General features: G+C 32.5%; 20 protein-coding genes and 1 pseudogene. 15 read left to right on the plus strand and 6 right to left on the minus strand.

What is annotated here, in order from left to right:
* Window positions 1-203: 203 nt before the first annotated feature.
* From A7L45_RS05840 to A7L45_RS05865, 6 genes and pseudogenes are all read right to left on the minus strand, one after another.
* Window positions 204-779: pseudogene (locus A7L45_RS05840) on the minus strand (methionine adenosyltransferase domain-containing protein); the annotation flags it as partial.
* A 70-nt stretch (window positions 780-849) separates the two neighbouring features.
* Window positions 850-1,419, minus strand: coding sequence for a hypothetical protein (locus tag A7L45_RS05845; RefSeq protein ID WP_071611902.1), 570 nt, complete (start codon window positions 1,417-1,419; stop codon window positions 850-852).
* Between the two features lie 83 nt (window positions 1,420-1,502).
* Window positions 1,503-2,207, minus strand: a complete 705-nt coding sequence (locus tag A7L45_RS05850) for an LrgB family protein (protein ID WP_071611903.1) — start codon at window positions 2,205-2,207, stop codon at window positions 1,503-1,505.
* A gap of 1 nt (window position 2,208) precedes the next feature.
* A complete protein-coding gene (locus tag A7L45_RS05855) occupies window positions 2,209-2,553 on the minus strand; it encodes a CidA/LrgA family protein (RefSeq protein ID WP_071611904.1) in 345 nt (114 codons plus the stop codon).
* A gap of 27 nt (window positions 2,554-2,580) precedes the next feature.
* On the minus strand, window positions 2,581-3,756 hold the full coding sequence (locus A7L45_RS05860) for an SAM-dependent methyltransferase (RefSeq protein ID WP_071611905.1): 1,176 nt from the start codon (window positions 3,754-3,756) through the stop codon (window positions 2,581-2,583).
* 373 nt (window positions 3,757-4,129) lie between these two features.
* Window positions 4,130-4,561: a hypothetical protein gene (locus tag A7L45_RS05865; protein ID WP_071611906.1), complete on the minus strand. Its 432-nt coding sequence runs from the start codon at window positions 4,559-4,561 to the stop codon at window positions 4,130-4,132.
* A gap of 593 nt (window positions 4,562-5,154) precedes the next feature.
* Between A7L45_RS05865 and A7L45_RS05870 the strand changes: the two genes are divergently transcribed.
* The 15 genes from A7L45_RS05870 (at window position 5,155) to A7L45_RS05940 (ending at window position 23,637) form a co-directional block, all read left to right on the plus strand.
* A complete protein-coding gene (locus A7L45_RS05870; protein WP_071611907.1) occupies window positions 5,155-5,940 on the plus strand; it encodes an electron transfer flavoprotein subunit beta/FixA family protein in 786 nt (261 codons plus the stop codon).
* 20 nt (window positions 5,941-5,960) lie between these two features.
* Window positions 5,961-6,899: an electron transfer flavoprotein subunit alpha/FixB family protein gene (locus tag A7L45_RS05875; RefSeq protein ID WP_071611908.1), complete on the plus strand. Its 939-nt coding sequence runs from the start codon at window positions 5,961-5,963 to the stop codon at window positions 6,897-6,899.
* Window positions 6,900-7,127: 228 nt separating this feature from the next.
* On the plus strand, window positions 7,128-8,561 hold the full coding sequence (locus tag A7L45_RS05880) for an FAD-binding oxidoreductase (protein ID WP_071611909.1): 1,434 nt from the start codon (window positions 7,128-7,130) through the stop codon (window positions 8,559-8,561).
* 51 nt (window positions 8,562-8,612) lie between these two features.
* Complete coding sequence (locus A7L45_RS05885) at window positions 8,613-9,755, plus strand: acyl-CoA dehydrogenase (RefSeq protein ID WP_071611910.1); 1,143 nt, start codon at window positions 8,613-8,615, stop codon at window positions 9,753-9,755.
* Between the two features lie 155 nt (window positions 9,756-9,910).
* Window positions 9,911-11,434: an L-lactate permease gene (locus A7L45_RS05890; RefSeq protein ID WP_071611911.1), complete on the plus strand. Its 1,524-nt coding sequence runs from the start codon at window positions 9,911-9,913 to the stop codon at window positions 11,432-11,434.
* A 12-nt stretch (window positions 11,435-11,446) separates the two neighbouring features.
* Entirely contained in the window at window positions 11,447-12,721 is a 1,275-nt protein-coding gene (larA, locus tag A7L45_RS05895; protein ID WP_071611912.1) for a nickel-dependent lactate racemase, read from the plus strand.
* 288 nt (window positions 12,722-13,009) lie between these two features.
* Window positions 13,010-14,032 (plus strand): molybdopterin-binding protein, encoded by a 1,023-nt coding sequence (locus A7L45_RS05900; RefSeq protein ID WP_071611913.1) that lies wholly within the window; start codon window positions 13,010-13,012, stop codon window positions 14,030-14,032.
* Window positions 14,033-14,098: 66 nt separating this feature from the next.
* Window positions 14,099-16,828 (plus strand): molybdopterin-dependent aldehyde oxidoreductase, encoded by a 2,730-nt coding sequence (locus tag A7L45_RS05905; RefSeq protein WP_071611914.1) that lies wholly within the window; start codon window positions 14,099-14,101, stop codon window positions 16,826-16,828.
* Between the two features lie 83 nt (window positions 16,829-16,911).
* The gene (locus tag A7L45_RS05910; protein WP_071611915.1) at window positions 16,912-19,185 is read left to right on the plus strand and encodes a pyridine nucleotide-disulfide oxidoreductase/dicluster-binding protein; all 2,274 of its coding nucleotides are present in this window, start codon (window positions 16,912-16,914) and stop codon (window positions 19,183-19,185) included.
* 2 nt (window positions 19,186-19,187) lie between these two features.
* On the plus strand, window positions 19,188-19,397 hold the full coding sequence (locus A7L45_RS05915) for a DVU_1557 family redox protein (RefSeq protein WP_071611916.1): 210 nt from the start codon (window positions 19,188-19,190) through the stop codon (window positions 19,395-19,397).
* Window positions 19,394-20,107 (plus strand): DVU_1556 family methyltransferase, encoded by a 714-nt coding sequence (trsM, locus tag A7L45_RS05920; RefSeq protein WP_071611917.1) that lies wholly within the window; start codon window positions 19,394-19,396, stop codon window positions 20,105-20,107. Before A7L45_RS05915 ends, trsM begins: the two co-directional genes overlap by 4 nt.
* Before the next feature lie 13 nt (window positions 20,108-20,120).
* Complete coding sequence (locus tag A7L45_RS05925; RefSeq protein ID WP_071611918.1) at window positions 20,121-20,561, plus strand: DVU_1555 family C-GCAxxG-C-C protein; 441 nt, start codon at window positions 20,121-20,123, stop codon at window positions 20,559-20,561.
* A gap of 13 nt (window positions 20,562-20,574) precedes the next feature.
* Window positions 20,575-21,855 (plus strand): radical SAM (seleno)protein TrsS, encoded by a 1,281-nt coding sequence (trsS, locus tag A7L45_RS05930; protein ID WP_071611919.1) that lies wholly within the window; start codon window positions 20,575-20,577, stop codon window positions 21,853-21,855.
* Between the two features lie 16 nt (window positions 21,856-21,871).
* Window positions 21,872-22,996, plus strand: coding sequence for a DVU_1551 family NTP transferase (locus tag A7L45_RS05935; protein WP_071611920.1), 1,125 nt, complete (start codon window positions 21,872-21,874; stop codon window positions 22,994-22,996).
* Entirely contained in the window at window positions 22,993-23,637 is a 645-nt protein-coding gene (locus A7L45_RS05940; protein WP_071611921.1) for a histidine phosphatase family protein, read from the plus strand. The genes A7L45_RS05935 and A7L45_RS05940 overlap by 4 nt, the downstream gene beginning before the upstream one ends.
* Window positions 23,638-23,650: the final 13 nt, after the last annotated feature.

The raw sequence follows: 23,650 nt of genomic DNA on the forward strand, positions 1-23,650 counted from the left end.
TTATATAGCTTTTATTATAACTTAATATTTAAAAAACGGATATAGATAATTATCTTTGTTTCAAAATGTTATCGTATTTTGTCGTTATTTATATTGTCTAGTTAATTGCATATTATGTATCCTTAATGATTAAACAAAAAAACATAGCTGCTGGATATAAATTTTTATATCCAGCAGCTACTACAAAACAACAGTATTTTATTTTATAAATATTTTTTTATTGCTTCAACTTTGCTCAATTCTTCCCAAGGCAAATTTAAATCAGTTCTTCCAAAATGGCCATAAGCGGCAGTTTGTTTATATATTGGTCTTCTTAAGTTTAGGTTTTCTATAATGGCGGCAGGCCTTAAATCGAATTCACTATTAATTATTGCTACAATTTTATCATCATTAATTTTACCTGTGCCAAATGTTTCAACTGTAATAGATATAGGACTCGCAACTCCAATTGCATAGGCAAGTTCTATCTCTAGCTTATCTGCAGCTCCAGCAGCCACAAGGTTTTTAGCAACCCATCTAGCTGCGTATGCAGCTGATCTATCTACTTTTGTTGGATCCTTACCTGAAAAACATCCACCTCCATGTCTTGCATACCCTCCATAAGTGTCAACAATAATTTTTCTGCCTGTTAAACCTGAATCACCCTGTGGTCCTCCGATTACAAATCTTCCAGTTGGATTTATAAAGTATTTTGTATCCTTATCTAAGAACTCAGAAGGAACAACAGTTTTAACTACTTGTTCAATTATGTCTTTCTCAATTTGTTCTAACGTAACATCTTCATTAACCTTCTGTAACTGATTCTGAAGTGAATAATCTTTTCATAAAACAACCTCCTGTAAATTATTATTAGTGCTTAAATTTATTTAAGTAGTCTATTAATTCATTGTAATTATTTTTTGCTATTATTTCTTTACCATTTAAATTTCCTATTTCTTCTTTATTAAAATCTCCATTATTATTTAAATTTACTAGAGCCTCCGTCACAGTGTTCTTAAAACCTGGAATCATATTTATTATTTTTTTTACTCCATAAATATATTCATCATCATAAAGCTTAAAGCACTGAAACAATCCTGATGTAAGTCTCCCATCTGAAAATATGTAAATGTATCTATCGCTCATTTCATCCGACAAATCAACTTCAATTTTATGCTTATACAACCTAAATATAACATTATCTTTCTCTACGAAAACTGGAAATATCATAGAATAAAGCACTACTATTTCTTCTTTATCATCAACTAAACCTGTAAAATCATTTTTATAAAGTTTTTCAACTATATCTTCTGTAAAAATGCATTCACGTATTTCTTTTCCCAACTTACTTCTTAATGTCTGCTCTTTCTCATCAGACAAAAAATTGTCTATTGAATTAAATAATTTGTTTAGTGGCCCTTTACGCTCATCTTTTTTCATAATTATAATACCTCCTAAATCAACATACATTACATTTATAGAATTGATTTAATGTTGTAATATTCATAGTATATTTCAAGAAACTATTTAAATATTTCAAGAACTATTTTCCATAAAAGGGGATATAAAAGAACAGCTACAACTCCTGAAATAGCCATAGTTAGGCCACTCATTGCACCTTCAAGTTCCCCTATTTCTATAGACCTCGCTGTTCCTAATGCGTGAGCGGATGCTCCCATAGCAATGCCTAAAGCAACTTTATCTTTAATTTTGAAGATTTTATGCAAAAATGGTCCAACAACAGATCCTATAATCCCTGTCATTATAATAGCTACAACTGTAATTGACGAAAGTCCACCTAACTGCTTAGACAGTGCGATACCTATAGGTGTTGTTATTGATTTTGGTATTAAAGATTCTGTAAGCACATTAGTTAATCCAAATAATTTTGAAAGAAATACTACACATATAAAACCCGAAATGGCTCCACTAAAAATTCCTATAAGTATAGAAACAGCATTTTCTTTAAATAAAGCAAATTTCTTATACATTGGCAAAGCTAATGCTATCGTGGCAGGAAATAGGAAAAATGAAATTATTTGACCACCATTATTATAGTCTGCATATGGGATATGGAATTTTTCAAGAAAAAATATTAATATTATAATTGCTATTAATAGTGGATTAAATATTGAAAGTCTTCCCTTATTCTTTATGTAAATTCCAATTTCATAAGCAATGAGAGATGTTATTACACCAAAAACCGGTGAAGTAATTAAATCATTCATTTTAACGTCCCTTCCTTAAAGTTTTAACTACGAAAGCTGTTACAATCCAAACCAAACATGTGGATAAAACAACTATAATAATAAATGGTATCCATTTCCCTTTTAATACACCGAAGGCTGTCATTAAACCTACTCCAGCAGGAATAAAGAAAAAGGACATATTTGATAAAAGAAACTCGCAAAGCTCTTCTATCATTTCCAATTTAACTATTCCTATTTGTAGCCCTAAAAACAGTAAAATAAGTCCTATAACAGCTCCTGGAATTGGCAAATGTAATGTTATCTGTAATACCGTGCCAATAATATATGGAATTAAAATAATCATTAATTGCCGTAAGTATTTCATTTTTTCACCTACTCGTTAAAATTTTGCCTATTTAGCCATGTAGTCTCTTGTCAAAGGCAAATCATTATTTACTCCTTTAGCAAATAATATCTGATGAAGATTGATATTACCGCAATTGAATGATGCAGCACAGGAATTTAAGTATAACCTCCACATTCTTATAAATGTTTCATCTTTAGTCTTTTCTACTATAGGTAGGACACTTTCAAAATTTTCAGCCCAGTGTTCTAATGTTTTTCCATAATGTCTCCTAAGGCTTTCTACGTCTATTAATTCAAGTTCTAGATCTGCTATATCGGTGATAATATTTTTAATTGCAGGCACATGTCCACCTGGAAAAATATATTTATCTATCCATGTATTGTTACCACCTTCATTTACTGCTGTTATGCAATGAAGTAAAGAAAGGCCTTTATCATTTAATAAGTCATTTACTATATGAAAATATTCAGATAAACTTTCTAGTCCTACGTGTTCGAGCATTCCTACACTAACAATTCTATCAAAACTTACATTCTTTATTTCTCTGTAATCCTGAAGCTTAACTTCAACCAAATTTTCTAATCCCTCTAATTTTATTCTTTCAGTAGCATTTTCAAACTGCTCTTCACTTATGGTAATTCCAGTAGACTTCACCTTATATTGTTTTGCAGCTGAAATTATAAGGTCTCCCCAACCACAACCTATATCAAGCAAAGTTTGGCCTTCTTTTAAGTTTAATTTATTTAAAATGTGATTTATTTTATTGCTCTGAGCCTGGTTTAGAGAATCTGTATCATTCTTAAAATATCCACAAGAATAATTCATAGAATCATCCAACCATAATTTATAAAAATCATTGCCAATATCATAATGAAATTGAATATTATCTTTACTTCTTTTTATGGTACTTTTAAACTTTTTTATTAGCTTTTCGTATTTTTCACTCTTGCTTAGAAAGCTTTCTTTGTTATTATATAGAGATTCTACAACAGATTGTACACTCCCCTTTATTTCTAATTTTTTAGTCATATATGCTTCTCCAAAAGTTATAGATGGATCATTTATAATGTCTCCCTTTGATATTGGTTCATTAAAAATAATTTGGAACTTACTCTCACCTTCACCGAATTTCTCTACAATCCCATCCCAAAACTTAATTTCAAATGGATCAGTAAACATGCTTTTCAATATAGTCTTATAAAATAATTTATCACCAACCAAAATTTATCACTCCTTAATTAATATTAAACATTAATCTAAATTATTTACTGTTGTTGAAATTTTATATGTATTGACTTATGTATTTACACAAATTGATATGTGTTGGTTATCACAGTAAAAACAAGAAAATTGATTAACAACATAAAACTATTATCATGTTTTTATATATTACAAACAATATCTAATTGCACAAACATTAATCACTAAATTTGTATATATGCACAGCGATAATTTTATTTGTATATGATATCTATTAAAGAGCCGAACAAATGCTTTTTACAAAGCATTTGTTCGGCTCTTATTTTTACAATATACCCTTCCTTAACTCTTCATAATATAATAATAACTTATATATAAATGTGCTTAAAAATTATTATAACTTTATATATGACTCCGTTAAATAATTATATTGATTATTATTTCTTTTTAGATGATTAGGAAACTCTTTATTACCATTTTGCTGATTGAACTTTATTAAAAATTCATTTAATTTACGTAAGGATACTATTTTACTTAATATAGTACTTTTTTTATAACCTTTTGAATTCTGGAGATAAAGTCCATACTTATTATAATTATCTTTACTTAAGACGAAATAGTTGTTTATATTGTTTAAAGAATACCAATCAATGTATTGATTTACGTTTTTAAGACAGATATTGGTAATATAATTTTGTTTGTATTTTTTTGTTAAATAATATTCAAAGTATTTAACAATTTCATACTGATAATATGATTTGCTTTGAAAAGTAACAACCTTAATTTCATTTTTTATAGTTGTGACACTAGATTTACTTAATATCAAAATAAAACCTCCTCAAATATTATAAGAGCAATCACTAAGTAATATCTTTAATTTTACCTATTTTCTTAAATATAAAAGATGTAGGTTATTAATCATTACAATCAAATCACTATATCATTAATTATAGTTACTCAGTAAAAATAAGGAGATTGTTTAATGATATAAGTCTATTATTATATTTTTTCAGATGATAATCAATATCCAATTGCACAAATATAAAATGTTGATTTTGTGTATGTGCACATAAGTAATTAAATTATAGTATCTAACAATATATTAAATTTAGGAAAAGTTTGTAAATAAAACAATCATATCACCAAAAATTAATTGAAACAATATTGGATTAGTTTAGTAGGGGTAGATCATTATGTAAAAATTATGAAATAAAGAAAATTGTATAAATCATTGAGTTGTTTTAAATATTGTGATAAAATTAAATAAAGTGGTAGTACCATACTACCACCAAATAATATTTCTATAAAAATTAATCAAAACAATTTTCATAAAATGATTCTTTATAAAAAATTTAAATATACAATTGTTCTATCAAGAAAACGATTTAATAAAGTAAAAGTGTAAAGGAGAGGGAAAGTATGAATATTATTTTATGTGTAAAACAAGTTCCAGATGATTCTATTGAAATACATTTGGATAATAAGACGAAAAAACCTAATTTAAATGGAGTCAGTTTGGTAGCAAATGCATTTGACACATATGCATTAGAGTTAGCAGTTCGTTTTACAGAAGCTAATGGAGGAAATGTTAGTGTATTAACTGTTGGAGCAGATGATTCTTTAAATACATTAAAAAATTGTCTTTCGGTAGGAGCTAAAGAAGCATTTTCTGTAAAAGATGATTTATATGCAGATTTAGACGCTACTTCCACAGCTCATGTTTTAGCAGATGCTATTCATAAAATTGAAAAAGACAAAGGTGAAAAATTTGATTTAATTCTTTGTGGAAAGGAATCCACAGATGAAATTACTGGTCAGGTAGGAGCCATACTTGCTGAAAAATTGGACACAAGCTTTGTTAGTAATGCAATTGAAATCAATCTGAAAGATGGTGGCATGGAAGTTCATAAGGAAACTGAAGAAGGATATAATGTAGTTTCTATAGGATCTCCAGCTGTAGTAACAGTAAGTAAACCAAATTATGATCCACGTTATCCTAGTATTAGAACTAAGATGGCAAGTCGTAAGGCAATCATTCCAATTTACTGCGCAGCAGAAATTGGAGAGGTAAAACAATCAAAAGTACGTTGTATTGAATATGTGCAGCCTCCTAAGAAAGAGGCTGGGATAAAGATTCAAGAGAAAGATGCGTCGCTAGCAGTAAGTGCTGCTATTGAGCAAATGAAAAAAGATAAAACAATCTAATTAAGGGGGAAAACGAAATTATGAAAGCATTATTGTTTATTGAAACAGATGGAGAAAAAGCATTAGGCGCAAGTTGTGAATTGATAAGTGCAGTAAAAGCATTAGATGCAGAAGGAACAGCTATTATAGTAGGTAACAGGGCTTTGGCAGATACAGTAGCAACTTTTGGAATTCCAGTTATTTTTATAGAAACTGCTACAGACTGTGATACTTTGACAGAAGTATTATCACAAATTGTTAAGCAGCAAAACCCAGATATTCTTCTACTCGCAAATACATCACTTGCTAAAGATATTGCACCACGTATTGCAGGACGTATGGACTTAGGGTTTGTAAGTGACGTAATAGGAATGAATAAGACTGATGGTAAAGTTATATACACAAGGCCGGCTTATGGTGGTACAATTTTAGAACACATTGAAGTAGATGGAACAGCTGTAGTTATAGTTAGAAATGGAACTTTTTCAAAGCCAGAGGCTGGTTCAAATGCAGGTGTTACAGAGAAAAAATTAGAAATTCCAGCGAGTGTTGTTAGGGCAAAAATAGTTGATACAGTAAAAGACATTTGCGAAACTGTAAATTTAGAAGAAGCAGAGGTTATTGTTTCTGGTGGGCGTGGATTGGGAAATGTAGAGAATTTTAAGCTTGTTGAAGAATTAGCACGTGTACTTGGTGGTGAAGTAGGTGCAACAAGACCAGCAATAGAAGATGGATGGATTTGTCGTACACACCAAGTTGGACAATCGGGAAAGATTGTAGCACCAAAACTTTATATTGCATGCGGTCTTTCTGGAGCAACACAACATACATCTGGAATGACAGGTGCTAAGTATATTGTGGCAATTAATAAAGATGAGGAAGCTCCAATTTTTGAAATTGCAGATATAAGTATTATTGGAAATGTAAATGAAATTCTTCCAATTATGATTGAAGAAATGAAAAAAGTAAAAGCAAAATAAAGGCATTAAAGGGAGCGTTTTTGTTACATTGTCGCTGCATTATCATTTGGTAAAGCAGTGCAAGCATGATCTCCCTTTATTTTAATATCTATAATGTAAATGTTTACTTAAAATTTGTATAAATGATTGAATTGTCTTAGATATTGTGATAAACTTAAATAAAGTGGTCATACCATAATACCAATAAATAATATCGAGTAAGAAAAAATTTAGAAAGGAAGGATTATTATGGCTCAGTATAATCAATTGACAGAAGAATTAATCTTACAATTACAGGGGGCAGCTCCAGGACATATTTTAACAGGTGATGATATCAATGAAGATTATTCTCATGATGAAATGCCTATATATGGGAAAAAGGCTCCGCAAGTTGTATTTATTGCACACTCTACAGAGGAAGTTGCTGCAGTAGTGAAAATATGTAATGAAAATAAGATACCAGTAACTCCAAGAGGAGCAGGAACAGGACTTGCAGGAGGAGCAGTTCCACTACTCGGAGGAGTTTTAATTGATCTTACGAAAATGAATAAAATACTTTCTTATGACTTAGAAAATTTTGTTGTTCATGTAGAAGCAGGAGTACTTCTCAAGGATCTTGCAGAGGATTGTGCAAAACAAGGATTACTTTATGCTCCAGATCCTGGTGAAAAGCTCGCTTGTTTAGGCGGAAACGTTGCAACCAATGCTGGTGGAATGAGAGCTGTTAAATATGGTGCAACACGTGATTACGTACGTGCAATGACAGTTGTTCTTCCAACAGGAGAAATTACTAAGTTTGGAGCTACAGTATCAAAAACAAGTTCAGGTTATAGCCTTTTGAATTTAATGATTGGTTCAGAAGGTACTCTTGGAATTATTACAGAACTTACCTTGAAAACAATTGTAGCACCGAAGGAAGTTGCAAGTTTAATTATTCCTTTTGAAAATTTAGATGATTGTATTTCTGCTGTTCCTAAATTTAAAATGGAACACATGAATCCACAAGCATTGGAATTTATGGAAAGAGAAATTGTTTTATGTAGTGAAAGATATATTGGAAAGAGTGTATTCCCTCAAGTAATTAATGGGGTAACTGCAAATGCTTATTTACTTGTTACTTTAGATGCAAGTAGTGAAGATGAATTAAATGATCTTATTGAACAAGCAAGTGAAATAGTATTAGAAGCAGGAGCAATTGATGTTCTTGTAGCTGATACACCTTCAAAAATTAAAGATGCATGGGCTGCACGTTCTAGTTTCTTAGATGCAATTCTTGCAGAAACAAAATTATTAGATGAATGTGATGTGGTAGTCCCAATAAATAAAATTGCTTCTTATCTTGCGTTTGCAAATAAGGTTGGCGAAGAGTGCGGATTAACTATTAAGAGTTTTGGACATGCAGGAGATGGGAATCTTCACATATACCAATGTAGTAATGATTTAGATGAGGAAGAATTTAAAATAAGAGTTGAGAAATTCTTTGATATTATTTATAAAGAAGCAATAGATTGTGGCGGACTTGTTTCAGGAGAACATGGAATAGGTAGTGGAAAGATCAGCTATTTAGAAGAGTGCGTTGGAAAAGTTAATATGGAATTAATGAAAGGTATTAAAAAGACTTTTGATCCAAATTCTATTATGAATCCAGGTAAAGTATGCTCTCCAATAGATGGTGTCAACTAATAAATCATAATTCACAAACATAAATTAAAAAAAGAAAGGTAGGTAATTGATATGAATTTTATACAAGATGAAAATAACCAACAATTACAAGAAATGTATCGCGAATTTGCAGAAAAAGAGGTAAAACCAATCGCAAAAGAAATTGATGAAAATATGCGCTTCCCAGCAGAAAATATACCCAAAATGGCTGAAATGGGTCTACTAGGAATTCCATTTCCTGAAGAATACGGTGGAGCTGGAATGGATACATTAAGTTATGTACAATGTGTAGAAGAATTATCTAAAGTGTGTGCAACAACAGGTGTTATTGTTTCAGCACATACAAGTCTTTGTGCAACACCAATTTTCACATATGGTACAGAAGAGCAAAAACAGAAATATTTAAAACCACTTGCTTTAGGCGAAAAATTAGGTGCATTCGGATTAACAGAACCTTCTGCCGGAACTGATGCATCACTCCAAAAGACAACAGCAGTACTCGAAGGAGACCATTATGTATTAAATGGCAGCAAGATCTTTATTACTAATGCAGGATTTGCAGATATATATATTATTTTAGCTATGACAGATAAGAGTAAGGGAACAAAAGGTATTACAGCATTTATAGTTGAAAAAGATTTCCCTGGTTTTACTGTTGGAACTCATGAATTAAAGATGGGAATTAGAGGGTCTTCTACATGTGAATTATTCTTTGATAATTGCATAGTTCCAAAGGAAAATCTTTTAGGAGTAGAGGGTAAGGGATTTAGCCTTGCAATGGCAACTCTTGATGGAGGCCGTATTGGTGTTGCAGCACAAGCTCTTGGTATTGCAGAAGGTGCAATAGAAGAAACTATAAAATATGTTAATGAACGTGTTCAATTTGGACGTACTATTTCAAAATTCCAAAATACACAATTTGAACTTGCTCAAATGCGTGCAAATACAGAAGCTTCAAAACTTTTAGTATATCAAGCTGCATGTGCAAAGGATAATCATGAAAGATTTACACATTTCGCTGCTATGGCAAAATTAGTTGCTTCTAGAAATGCAAGTGACGTAACAAGACGTTGTTTACAATTATTTGGTGGATATGGATATTCAAGTGATTATCCAATTGAAAGAATGATGCGTGATGCAAAAATAACAGAAATTTATGAAGGAACATCAGAAGTTCAAATGATGGTCATTTCTGGATGGATGGGTGTTAAATAATAGATAACTAAAATTAAAAAAACAGATGAGGAAAAGTTTGTGAATAAAGTAATAATATCGTCAATGTCTTTTGTAGATGTTGGCGATATATAATATTACGATGTAGTCGGTTTCCTACTGTATCTAATCTTACTAAGTAGAGGAGATAATAAAAAATGAATATGTATTTATTATTTTTTATAGCACTTATTCCTATTGTATGGCTAATGGTATCTCTTGGTGTTTTAAAAATGCCAGGACATAAAACTTGTTCAATTACACTTGCAATTACAATAGCACTTGCGATTATCGTTTGGAAAATGCCAATAGGTCAGGCACTTACAGCAACAGTTGAAGGTGCATCAATGGCAATTTGGCCAATAATTGTTGTAATAATAGCAGCGGTGTTTACCTATAATCTTTCTATTCATACCAAAAGTATGGATGTAATAAAGGACATGATGACAGGAATCACAACTGATAGAAGAATACTCGTTTTAATTGTTGCTTGGGGTTTTGGTGGATTTCTCGAGGCAATTGCAGGTTTCGGTACAGCAGTTGCAATCCCCGCAAGTATATTAGCTGCACTTGGGTTTGATCCGATATTTGCAGCGATAATATGTCTTATTGCTAATACAACGCCAACAGCTTTTGGAGCAATAGGGTTACCTGTAACAACTCTTGCAAAGGTTGCATCAATTGATCCAGTTACTTTAAGTTATGCAGTTGGTATTCAATTATTTGTGTTAATTGTAGTTTTACCATTGATACTTGTAATGCTCACAGGCAAGAGTGTGAAGGCGATAAAAGGAGTTGTGTTTATTTCTATTGCATCAGGTCTAGCTTTTGCAGTGCCAGAACTTTTAGTAGCAAAATATCTTGGAGCTGAACTTCCAGCACTAATTGGATCAATAATATGTATTATTGTAACAGTTACGATAGCTAAAATATTCTATAAAAAAACTGCAGCTAAAGATGCAGTTAATATACCTGTAAAAAAGGCTTTATTAGCTTGGGTGCCCTTTATATTAATTTTAGCTTTTATATTAATAACAAGCACTTTAGTTCCAGCAATAAATAAACCATTATCAGCTATAAAAACTTCAATACAGATATATACTGGTCCACATGCAAAAATCAGTACTTTTACATGGATAGCAAATCCCGGGACACTTATAATTATTGCAACATTTATAGGGGGACTCATTCAGGGAGCTAAGTCACGAGAAATAGTAAAGGTATTCACGGATACTTGCAAACAAATGTCTAAAACTGCAATTACAATACTTGCTATAGTATCGCTTGCAAAGGTAATGAGTTATAGCGGAATGATAACATCTATTGCTGTGGTACTCGTTGCAGCAACCGGAGGATTTTATCCATTATTTGCACCGGTAATAGGAGCTCTTGGAACATTTGTAACTGGCAGTGATACCTCGGCTAATGTACTCTTTGGACCGCTTCAAGTTGAGGTTGCAAGAAATCTTCATATGAGTCCTTATTGGTTAGCAGCAGCCAATACTGGTGGCGCGACAGCAGGTAAAATGATTTCGCCTCAAAGTATTGCAGTTGCAACAGCCGCTACTGGGATAGTAGGCGCGGAAGGTAAGATATTGAAGGCAACACTTAAATTCTGTTTAGTATATGTATTAATCTTAGGGTTAATTGTGTACTTTGGATCAAAATTCTTTACAATGTAGGGAGGAATAAAAATGACTAAACTTAAAATACCATATTCAAAACAGTTTTTAGAAATTGAAATACCAGACAAAAATTTGGTGGCAATACTAGAATCAAAAGCACATGATTACAAAGTAGAAATTACTCAAGAGGACATTGTAAATAAGGCGTTAGATAATCCTATTGGAAGTGTAAAATTAGAAGAATTAGTTAAAGGTAAAAAAAACTTAGTATTAATAACTAGTGATCATACAAGACCAGTTCCTAGTAAAGTAACACTTCCAATATTACTTAGGAGAATAAGATCAGCTAACCCTGAAATTGCTATAATAATATTAATTGCTACTGGTTTTCATAGACCTACAACAAGGGATGAAATGATTAATAAATTTGGACAGGAAATTGTAGATAATGAAGTGATAATAAATCATGTATCTGAGGATTATAGCAATATGGTTAGCGTCGGAATTCTTCCCTCAGGTGGAGAGTTATTGCTTAATAAAGTGGCAATGGAAGCTGAACTTTTAATTTCGGAAGGGTTTATAGAACCACACTTTTTTGCAGGTTTTTCAGGGGGACGAAAAAGTGTTCTTCCTGGAGTGGCATCAGCAAAGACAGTTATGGCAAATCATTGCTCAGAATTTATAGCTAGTGAGTATGCACGTTCTGGAGTTCTTTTAAATAATCCAATTCATAAGGATATGTTATATGCTGCTAAAAAAGCTAAGCTAGCATTTATATTAAATGTTGTAATAGATAGCGAGAAAAATGTTATAAATGCATTTGCAGGAGATAGTGAACTTGCACATGCTAGCGGATGTAAATTTGTAATGGAACTTGCATCTGTGAAGGCTGTTAAAGCAGATATTGCCATTTCAACTAATGGGGGATATCCACTAGATCAAAACATATATCAGTCTGTAAAAGGAATGACAGCCGCTGAAGCAACTTGCAAGGATGGTGGTGTTATAATTATGGTATCAGCTTGTAATGATGGGCATGGTGGTCAGTCTTTTTATGACAATATAGCAAATTCAAGTAGTCCACGTGAGGTTCTTGATAGGGTGATTAAGGTTGGAAGAAATGATACTGCGCCAGATCAATGGGAATTTCAGATTCTTGCACGGATACTGGATAAGTTCACTGTAATCCTAGTTTCAGATATGTGTGACCCAGAGATGATAAAGAAAATGCATATGCAGCATGCATTTACATTTGAAGAAGCACTTGAAAGAGCCCTTAAAATAAAGGGTAAAGATGCTAGCATATCTGTAATACCAGATGGTGTTTCAGTTATAGTAAGATAAATATAAAAATAGTAGCAAAAGAAGAGATGATTCTTGTATTATGAACTGTAAACTAGATATTAGACACTAAAAAAAAGTGACTAGTATCTAGTTTTATTACTTTTTTGTTGTTATAATAGTATATGTATTAATATTACATAAGTATAAACTAAAGGAAGAACAATGTGAAATTAATAACGACAAAATTCGAATAAAATTTTAAAATATCCTTGCAATTTTACAATTTTATGCTTAAAATTTAACTTAAGAGATATTAACAAAAGTGTTAAATATGAGGGAGGGATTTAAATGAAAATTGTTCCGGTTGAAGAAGCATTAGGAATGGTATTATGCCATGATTTAACAAAAATTGTCCCAGGAGAGTTTCATGGTGTGGCATTCAAAAAAGGACATGTAATATCTGAGGAAGATATACCTATAATGTTGGATATTGGTAAAAAAAACATTTATGTCTGGGAAATGCAGGAAGGAATGATTCATGAAAATGAAGCTGGAGAAAGAATGGCAAGAGCGGCAGCTGGGAAGGGAATAGTTTTTACTAAGCCATCAGAAGGTAAAGTTAAATTGGTAGCTGAATGTAAAGGCTTACTTAAAATAAATATTGAAGCTTTAGAAAAAATTAATATGATAGATGAGGCAATGGTTGCAACTTTACATACCGATATTGTTGTAGATGAAGGGAGTGCGATTGCAGGTACAAGAATAATACCTCTTTTTATTGAAGATTATAAAATTGAACAAATCGAAAATATTTGTAAAGAAGAAGGACCCATTATTTGGGTAGAGACCTTGAAAAATATGAAGGTGGGCATTGTGACCACCGGTAGTGAAGTTTATAGTGGTAGAATATCAGATAAATTTGGACCTGTCATTAAAAATAAAATTAATGAAATTGGAAGTCAAGTTATCAAACAAATCGTTGTAACAGACAGTGAGAGTATGATTGCTGATGCTATAAATGAATTACTTACACTAGGTGTTGACATGGTTGTTGTTACTGGGGGTATGTCAGTAGATCCTGATGATGTTACGCCTGCAGGAATAAGGAAAGCTGGAGCAAAGGTTATATCTTATGGAGCACCTGTACTTCCGGGAGCAATGTTTTTAGTTGCATACATGGGTGATATACCTGTTCTTGGACTTCCAGGATGTGTTATGTACAATAAACGAACCGTATTTGATCTTATACTTCCTAAGATTTTAGCTGGTGAAATGATAAAAAGGGGAGATATTACAAAGCTAGGTCATGGTGGGTTATGTGTTAATTGTGAAGTGTGTGATTTTCCAGCTTGCAGTTTTGGTAAATGTTAATAGAGGGCTGAGCTTTTATAAATTAAGGCTGTACCTTTTAAATAAAGAAAGAAAAGGGGAGTTAAAATGTTAAAAAAAATACTGAATATTAATGGTCTTAAAAGAACAGTCATTGTTAGTCCAGAAATTTCACTCGCTGATGTTTTAAGAAAACAGTTATTTCTTACAGGTACCAAAGTAGGGTGTGGAAAAGGTGAATGTGGCGCATGTAATGTAATATTGGATGGTAAAGTTGTAAGATCATGTATAGTTAGAATGAAAAGAGTACCAGATGAAGCTGAAATAACAACAATTGAAGGAATAGGATCTCAGGATGATTTGCATGATATTCAATTTGCATGGATGATACATGGTGCAGCGCAATGCGGATTTTGTACTCCCGGTTTTATTGTAAGTGCAAAGGCTCTTTTAGATCAAAATAATAATCCTACAAGAGAAGAAGTAAGAGCTTGGTTTCAGAAAAGTAGAAATGTTTGTAGATGTACAGGATATATTCCACTCGTAGATGCAGTAATGGAAGCTGCAAAGCTTATGCGTGGAGAGGTTACAAGGAAGCAATTGTGGCTAAAACTTCCAGAAGGTGCAAGCTTAGTAGGTACTGAGGCAGTAAGACCTTCTGCTTGTGCAAAGGTAACAGGAACTTGGGAATTTGGAGCTGATCTTGGACTAACGCTTCCAGAGGATACTCTCCATATAAAACTTGTTCAAGCTACAGTTTCTCATGCAAATATTATATCTATTGATACTACTGATGCTGAAACTATGCCTGGAGTATATAGAGTTTTAACTTATAAGGATGTAAAGGGAACAAACAGAATTAATGGTTTAGCCTTCCCATCAAATAAAGGTGATGGACTTGAAAGACCAATTTTAAATGACAAGAAAATCTTTCAATTTGGTGATGCAATTGCAATGGTACTAGCAGATACACCTACACATGCAGAAGACGCTGCTAAAAAAGTTATTGTTGAAATCGAAGAATTACCAGCATATATGAGTGCACCAGCTGCTATGGCGGAAGATGCTATTGAAATTCACCCAGGTACACCAAATATATATTTTGAAACAAAGGTTGTTAAGGGAGAAGAAACTGCACCGCTTATGGAAAGTCTACCATATGTTGTCGAAGATGACTTATATGTAGGAAGACAGCCTCATCTTCCAATAGAGCCAGATGTAGGATTTGCTTATTTCGATGAAGAAGGTAAGCTAATAATTCATTCAAAGAGTATTGCATTACATTTCCATGCTCTTATGATTGCTGAGGGTATTGGACTTCCATTAGATAAGGTAATGATTGTACAAAATCCAACAGGTGGAACTTTTGGTTATAAATTTAGTCCTACAATTGAAGCTTTACTTGCTGTTGCTGCAATGGATACAGGAAAACCAGTATATTTAGAATTTAATATGTATCAACAAATAACTTATACTGGAAAGAGATCACCATTCTGGATGCATGTAAAGTTAGGTGCAGACAAATTTGGAAAACTACAAGCGCTAGAAACAGATTGGTCTTGTGATCACGGTCCTTATTGTGAATTTGGTGACCTTGTTACAACAAGAGGATCTCAATTTATTGGCGCCGGTTACAAAATAGACAATATTCGTGGAGAAGGTCGAACTGTTGCTACAAATCATGGTTGGGGTTCAGCTTTTAGAGGGTTTGGTTCACCACAAGCTTTATTTGCATCAGAACAAATGATGGACGAGCTCGCAATCAAGATGGATGTAGATCCACTTGAACTTAGATATGATAATGCACTAAGAGAAGGGGAGGTAACTCCAAACGGTTGTAAACTTGATGTATATGTTATTCCACAATTGTTAGATAAAATCCGACCATATTACGCTAAAGCAAAGGAAAATGATAAAGAAAAAAATAAAAATAGTGAGAATAAGAGATATGGTTCTGCTATATCAGTTCTTATGTATAGTTGTGGGCTTGATGGAGCAGATTCATCAGAGGCATGGGTAGAGATAACTAAAAAGGGTGTAACTGTTGCTAACTCATGGGAAGATCATGGTCAGGGAGCAGATATGGGTACACTTACTATGGCACATGAAACATTAAGAAAAGCTGGTTATGAACCTGAAGATATCAAACTTATATTAAATGATATGAACTTTACACCTAATAGTGGCCCTGCAGGTGGAAGTCGTTCTAATGTTCTTACTGGAAATGCTACTAGAGTTGCTTGTGAAAATTTACTTGAAGGACTTAAGAAAGATGATGGAACATACAGAGATTATGATGAACAGATTGCAGAAGGAAAACCAACAAGATATGATGGAAAATGGACTGCACCATGTACTGCATGTGATGTTGAAACAGGGCAAGGCGATCCATTCCCAGTTTATATGTATGGAGTATTACTCGCTGAAGTAGAAGTAGATATGACAACTGGGAAAACTCATGTTGATAAATTAACATGTATTTCAGATGTAGGAACTATTATAAATAAACTTCTAGTTGATGGTCAGATACTTGGAGGACTTGTTCAAGGTATTGGTCTTGCATTATATGAGGATTTCGAAGATCTTAAAAAGCATACAACACTTACTGGTTGTGGAATTCCTCAGATTAAAGATGTAACTGATGATATAACATTATTATATCTCGAGACTCCAAGACCACTTGGACCTTATGGAGCAGCAGGTGCTGGTGAAATGCCGTTGTCATCACCTCATTCAGCAATCATAAGTGCAATATATAATGCTTGTGGAGTTAGAATAACACACCTTCCAGCTTATCCAGATAAAGTTCTTGCTGGAATTAAAAAATTAAATAAATAATTATTGTTTATTAGTGGAACCTAAAGTGAAATATAAAAAATTCATTTTAGGTTCCATTTAAAACAATATTGGAGGAATAACATATGGATTTAGAGAAACTTCTTTCCATGCAGAAGTTATGCATAAATGATAATCCTGCTACATGTGTTACTGAGTGCCCAATTCATGTTGATGTGAAAGGATTTATATGCGAGATAAGAAAAGGGAATTTTGAAGAAGCTTACAGAATACTGAGTAAAAGAATGCCATTTATTAATGTTATAGGACTGGTCTGTGATCATCCTTGCGAAAATCTCTGCGTAACTAATATTAATGGAAATGCTATCTCAATTCATGAGCTTGAAAAAGCAGTTACAATTTATGGAAGCATGGCAAAAATCAAAACACTCCCTATACCTAAGATTGATAAAAAAATTGCGATTATTGGCGGCGGTATAAGTGGAATTACTTGTGCTTATGACCTTAATAAAAAAGGATATAGTGTTGATATATATGAAAAAGAAAATGAAATAGGTGGATCCTTTTTAAAAATGCCTGAAATAATACTTAATCCAAAACTAATTAAAGAAGAAGTTACTAAATTAGAAGAGCAAGGTATTGAAATAAAGTTAAACCAAGAAATTACGCCTGAAAAATTAAAAGACCTCACTCTGGAGTATGATGCATTTTTTATTGGCAGTGGAGAATGGAATGAGAAATTCAATGTAAATGAAGTGACTATGCAAACAGAAATAGAAAAAGTTTTTGCTGGTGGACGAATAGTTAGCGGATGTGAATCTGTTATACAGTCAGTACAAACAGGAAGATGCGCAGCAGTGTCTATAGATAGATTTGTATATAAAAAATCTCTCACAGCACTTAGATCAAAAGAAGGGGCTTACAAAAGTATTCTTAAGGTAGATATAAAAAACGAGGAAATATCACCGAGAATAAAGCCTGAAAATGGTACTTTTACAAAGGAGGAAGCAATTAATGAAGCTCTAAGATGTGTTCAATGTGAATGCCATAAATGTGTTAAAGCTTGTGTTCATCTCCAAAAGGTGAAATTGGATCCTAAAGCGTATATAAGAACCATAAACCAAAATGAACGTATTATTCTTGGAGATCATTATGCAAATAAAACAATAAATTCTTGCACAGAGTGTGGTCTATGTGGAGCAGTATGCCCTACTTCCATAAATATGGCAGATATAATTAATGAAACAAGGATAAGCATGGTTTCTAGAAATAAAATGCCACTTTCAACTCATGATTTTGCTTTAAAAGACATGGAATTTACTAATAGTAAATATTTTGAATTAATAAAACATCAACCTGGCATGAATAATAGTAAGTACGTGTTTTACCCTGGGTGTCAACTAAGTGCCAGTTATTCAGAGTATGTTATTAAATCATATAATTATTTAATGGAAAAACTTGATGGTGGTGTTGGATTATATTTAGGGTGTTGTGGGGCACCGGCTAAGTGGGCAGGTAGGCAAGAACAATATGATAGTAGTATAGAAAAAATTAAATCAAATTTAGAAAAGTTAGGGAACCCTATTGTTATAACGGCATGTTCTACATGTTTTAGTAATTTTGGAGAAAGTTTAAAGAATATAAGAATTAAGTCTCTTTGGGAGGTATTCGATGAAAAAGGTATTCCACTTGGTGCTAAGCCTGGAAATGGTAAAACATTAGCAGTACATGATGCATGTACCACCAGAAATGAGAAGGGGATTCAAGAGAGTATAAGAAATATTGCTAAAAGGCTCCATTATGAAATTAAAGAGCCAGAGTTTACAAAGGAAAATACTAAATGTTGTGGTTATGGAGGGCTTGTATATTATACAAATAAGGAGTTTAGCAGGGAAGTAACTCAGGACAGAATAAAGGATTCAGAGAATGATTTTCTTGCTTATTGTGCTATGTGTAGAGATCTATTTGTATTAAAAGGGAAAAAGACTTATCATATATTAGATCTTATATATGGAAGTGGTAAAGAGGAAATTTCAGACATGAAAGTTCCCACATTATCTGATAGGAGAGCAAATAGATTTAAGCTTAAGAAAGAATTACTAGATAATTTATGGGGTGAGAAAATGGAAATAAAGGATGAATACAACGACTTAAAAATAGTTTTTGGACAGGAATTAAGAGATAAGATTGAAGATGAGCTTATTCTTGAGGGAGATATTAAGAGAGTAATAGGTTATGCAGAGAGAACTAATGATAGTTTCTATAATCCGGAAAATGGTCACATTCTTGCATGGAAAAGGTTTGTAAATATAACCTTCTGGGTAGAGTACCAAAAGGTAAATGATAGCTTTAATATTATTAATGCTTACAGCCATAGAATGGAAGTAAAGGGGGTATGACTATGAAACAAGATAATAAAAATAAAAAAAGTGTATGGGTTTGTTCTAAGTGTGGGGGCAATCTTGAGGAGGGACCTGTGAAAGCAGAGTACCTTGGAGGAAATTTTGAAATTGAATTACTTGAGTGCCCTAAATGTAAAAATGTTCTAATAACGCAGGAGCTGGCAGCTGGTCAAATGCTTGAAGTAGAAAAGAGTTTGGAGGATAAATGAAAGGCTGCTCTGTTTTTGAGAATGAAGATATGATAAGAGCGACAGGAGATACTCTAAGGCCAGGTGGAGTTTTTCTTACTGATAGAGCTGTTAAAATATGTGACTTTAAATTTGATGATAAAATTTTAGACGTTGGTTGTGGAATGGGAGTAACAGTGGAAAGGCTTAAAAGACTATACAAGCTAAATGCTTTTGGGGTTGATCCTTCATTAAAGTTACTGGAGCTTGGCAAAGATAAATATGGTAATCATCAAATAGATTTTGGGAGAGGAGAAAAATTGCCTCATAAAAATGAATTTTTTAAGGGGGTTATGGCTGAGTGTACTATGTCCCTTATGGATGATTTTGAAGAGACAATAAGGGAAAGCTATAGAGTCCTTGAAAATGATGGATATTTTATTGTATCAGATGTCTATGCAAGAAGACCAGAATACCTTGGGGGAGTGGAAAAACATGATATCAATAGTTGTATGAGGGGCCTTTTTAATGTAGATATATTAAAAGATGTTATTGTAAGCGTTGGTTTTGAAATAATATGTTTTGAGGATTGGACGGATTTGCTTAGGCAACTTATGGTGGAAATAATATTTAAATATGGTTCAATGACAAAATTCTGGGAAGTAGCAACTTGTAATAGCTGTGGTGATTTTCAAGAAAAACTTACGTTATGTAAACCAGGATATTTTTTGCTTATTGCTAAAAAAAAATAGTGGAGGGGTTATAATGGGGGCAGATGCATTTAGAATGTTTAAGTTAGCGAATTCCGGATATTGTTGTAGTCAAATACTTATAATTATGTATCTTGAGAGTAATGGAATGGAAAACGTTCCACTAGTAAAGGCTATGGCTGGGCTTTGCGCAGGAGTAGGGAATACTGGAAAGACTTGTGGCATTGTTACTGGAGGAGCATGTCTATTTGGAATTTACGCTGGGAAAGGCATAGATACTCAAACTCGTGATGGTAATTTAAAAGGGATGATTCAAAAATATGTAGAATGGTTTGAAGAGGAGTTTGGAAGCACTCAGTGTGTTGATATGATAACAGTAGACGTCCTTAATGATATGAATCATAATGAGGCTTATCCAATAAAATGTGGTAATGCGATTCAAAAATCTTACAATAAAATTGGTGAGATTTTAAAAGAATATAGTTATATAGAATGAGAGGGTATGTAAAGTGAATGAAATAATAAAAGAAACACAAAGTATTTGTCCGGTGTGTTTAAAAATAGTCAAGGCTACCGTAGTTAAAGAATGCGACGACTTATATTTAACTAAAAATTGTGAAGAGCATGGCTTTTTTAAGACTGTTATTTGGAGGGGTAAGCCAAGTTATGACTCTTGGAAAAGAAACAAGAGCCCAGCTTATCCAAAGGTGCCATATACTAAGGTAGAAAAGGGATGCCCTCATGACTGTGGGCTATGTAGTGATCATCGTCAACATACTTGCACAGTACTTATTGAAGTAACCTCAAGGTGTAATTTGAGCTGCGAATTTTGTTTTGCTGATGCACATGGAAATGAAACTGACCCAGATATGGGAACTATAGAAATGTGGTACTCGAGAATTATTGAAGCAGGTGGACCTTACAATCTTCAGATTTCTGGAGGAGAACCTACGATGCGGGAAGATCTTCATGAGATTATATCTAAAGCAACAAACATGGGTTTTAAATTTATCCAGTTAAACACAAATGGTATTAACCTCAAAAATTATAGTTATTATGAAAAACTAAAAGAGGCAGGACTCAAATCAATTTTTCTACAGTTTAATTCTAAAGATATAATACAGGATAAACTAAAAGTTATAGAATATAGTGCAAAATTAGGGATTGGCGTAATTCTTGTATGCACAGTGGTGCCTAATAAAAATGATAATATTCTCTGGGATATTATAGAGTTTGGATTAAAAAATGCCCCAACTGTAAGAGGAGTACATTTTCAACCAGTAAGCTATTTTGGTAGAATACCTAAGTTGCCAAAAGATAATGATAGAATTACTCTTCCAGAAGTTATATCTAAAATAGTCCAGCAGAGTGATGATAAAATTAAGCTTTCAGATTTTGCTCCTTCTGGTTGTGAAAATGCATATTGTTCTTTTCATGCTAATTACATATCGGTAGATGGAAAACTGATTACCGTAAGTAGAAAAAATGAATGCTGTGGTGAAGAAAATGGTAAAGAAGGGTCAAAAAAATCAAAAAGATTCGTTGAGAGAAATTGGTCCGGAGTGAAAATAAACAAATACATACCAAAGAAAAATTCATTTGAAGAATTGAATCAGAAGATAAAAAATGGTTTTTTCAGTATATCAGGTATGGCATTTCAAGATGCTTGGAATGTAGATACGCAGAGGTTAAAGGATTGTTGTATTCATGTTGTTAGTAAAGAGGGCAATTTAATTCCATTTTGTGCATACAATATTACTACCTTAGATCAAAAAAAATTATATAGATAGGAAGAGAGAGGATTACATGAAAAACTATGCTGCTATAATACTTGCAGCAGGATATTCGACAAGGATGGGGAGCTTTAAACCAATAATTAATTTGGATGGTAAAACTCCACTTCAAAGATGTATAGAACTTTTCAAAAACTGCGGAATAAATAATATTATTGTAGTTACAGGCTATTTGAATGATCGTATAGAAAAGGAATTGTGTGATATTAAAATTGGATTAAATGATATTAAGGTTGTAATCAATGATAAATATAGTGAAGGTATGTATTCATCAATAATAGCTGGAGTAGAATCACTTACAAAGGAAACAGATGCGTTCTTTATATTACCTGTAGATATCCCTTCTGTGAGAGATCACACTGTTAAGAAAATGATGGAAAGTTATGATAAAATTAAAGGTGGCATAATGTTTCCTATATTCGAAAAGGAAACAGGTCATCCCACATTAGTTCCATACTCACTAACTCAAGAAATAATAAGGAGTAATCCTAAAGGAGGATTAAGAGAATTATTCAATCAGCATAAAAAACAGTGGTATTATGAGCCAGTTGCTGATAGGGGCGTTTTACTTGATATGGATACTAAAGAAGATTTTAAAGCTCTTTTAGAGCATCTTTTGGTATATCCATGTCCTGATTATAAGGAATGTATGGAGATATTAAGATTATGTAATGTAAAACTAGAAACAATAAATCATATGAAGAGCGTAGCTGAGTTTGCAAAGGGAGTGTCACTTTTACTTAATGATAATGGATATAAGTTAAATATAAATTATATTTATGCTGGTGCACTACTTCATGATGTAGCTAAGGGATCGAAAAACCATGCTTTGCGAGGAGCAAAAATTGTTGAAGGTTTTGGATATAAGTGCCCAATGGAAATTATTAATGAACATATGTCGCTAAAGACTAAATATAAAATAGGTGAAAAAGAAATAGTTTATCTTTGCGATAAACTATTTAATGGGGAAACACTAGTCACATTAAAGGAAAGATTTGAAGACTCATTTAGTAGATATAAGGATGTGCCAGATATTTTTGAAAAAGTAAATGAAAAATATATTAATGCAAAAATACTTAAGGAAAAAGTTGAAAGTATATTAGGGGCAAAACTAGAAAACATTAGTGATAAGTTTTGAAAAGAAATATTTATATATTAAGACATGGACAAACTGAATATGGAAGAGAAAAAAGGTATTTGGGACATACAGATTGCGGGCTTTCTGTTAAGGGGATAAATGATGCAAAGCAATTAGCCCGCATTTTTATGGAGAGTGGAGTAATTATTAACAATATCTTTAGCAGTGATCTGGTTAGGTGTAAGAGTACTGTAAATATTGCCTTTCCAGATCGAGAAGTAATTTTTTTAGAAGAACTTAGAGAAATAAATATGGGGAATTTAGAGGGATTAACTTTTGATGAAGTAAAAAATAAAGATCCAGAAGTTTATAAAAAAAGAGGCGAAAATATAGCGGACTTTATACCTCTTAATGGTGAATCATTTAGATCTTGCCAGCAAAGGGCAATAAAGATTCTTAATTATATAATTTATTCTACAAAAGGGAATGTTGTTATTTGTAGTCATGCAGGTTTTATTAGAGCATTGATTTGTAGCCTTTTAAATTTAGATTTAGATTTAAAGAATATTTTCAATATAAAGCAAGATTATGGATGTATTAATATTATAAGTTTTGATGGATCTGATTTTTTTGTAGAAGGGATTAATCTCAAAACTTTATCTATTAAATTATCTCCTGGTTCGCTGCAATATATAAAGTAATATGGAGTGTGTA

Origin of the sequence: Clostridium estertheticum subsp. estertheticum (assembly GCF_001877035.1) — a bacterium.
Taxonomy (GTDB): Bacteria; Bacillota; Clostridia; order Clostridiales; family Clostridiaceae; genus Clostridium_AD; species Clostridium_AD estertheticum.

Bases quoted from the DNA above. Each gene is read 5' to 3' on its own strand.
- A7L45_RS05845 (WP_071611902.1), bottom strand. From the start codon at position 1,419: ATGAAAAAAGATGAGCGTAAAGGGCCACTAAACAAATTATTTAATTCA.
- A7L45_RS05850 (WP_071611903.1), bottom strand. From the start codon at position 2,207: ATGAATGATTTAATTACTTCACCGGTTTTTGGTGTAATAACATCTCTC.
- A7L45_RS05855 (WP_071611904.1), bottom strand. From the start codon at position 2,553: ATGAAATACTTACGGCAATTAATGATTATTTTAATTCCATATATTATT.
- A7L45_RS05870 (WP_071611907.1), top strand. From the start codon at position 5,155: ATGAATATTATTTTATGTGTAAAACAAGTTCCAGATGATTCTATTGAA.
- A7L45_RS05875 (WP_071611908.1), top strand. From the start codon at position 5,961: ATGAAAGCATTATTGTTTATTGAAACAGATGGAGAAAAAGCATTAGGC.
- A7L45_RS05880 (WP_071611909.1), top strand. From the start codon at position 7,128: ATGGCTCAGTATAATCAATTGACAGAAGAATTAATCTTACAATTACAG.
- A7L45_RS05885 (WP_071611910.1), top strand. From the start codon at position 8,613: ATGAATTTTATACAAGATGAAAATAACCAACAATTACAAGAAATGTAT.
- A7L45_RS05890 (WP_071611911.1), top strand. From the start codon at position 9,911: ATGAATATGTATTTATTATTTTTTATAGCACTTATTCCTATTGTATGG.
- larA (WP_071611912.1), top strand. From the start codon at position 11,447: ATGACTAAACTTAAAATACCATATTCAAAACAGTTTTTAGAAATTGAA.
- A7L45_RS05900 (WP_071611913.1), top strand. From the start codon at position 13,010: ATGAAAATTGTTCCGGTTGAAGAAGCATTAGGAATGGTATTATGCCAT.
- A7L45_RS05905 (WP_071611914.1), top strand. From the start codon at position 14,099: ATGTTAAAAAAAATACTGAATATTAATGGTCTTAAAAGAACAGTCATT.
- A7L45_RS05910 (WP_071611915.1), top strand. From the start codon at position 16,912: ATGGATTTAGAGAAACTTCTTTCCATGCAGAAGTTATGCATAAATGAT.
- A7L45_RS05915 (WP_071611916.1), top strand. From the start codon at position 19,188: ATGAAACAAGATAATAAAAATAAAAAAAGTGTATGGGTTTGTTCTAAG.
- trsM (WP_071611917.1), top strand. From the start codon at position 19,394: ATGAAAGGCTGCTCTGTTTTTGAGAATGAAGATATGATAAGAGCGACA.
- A7L45_RS05925 (WP_071611918.1), top strand. From the start codon at position 20,121: ATGGGGGCAGATGCATTTAGAATGTTTAAGTTAGCGAATTCCGGATAT.
- A7L45_RS05935 (WP_071611920.1), top strand. From the start codon at position 21,872: ATGAAAAACTATGCTGCTATAATACTTGCAGCAGGATATTCGACAAGG.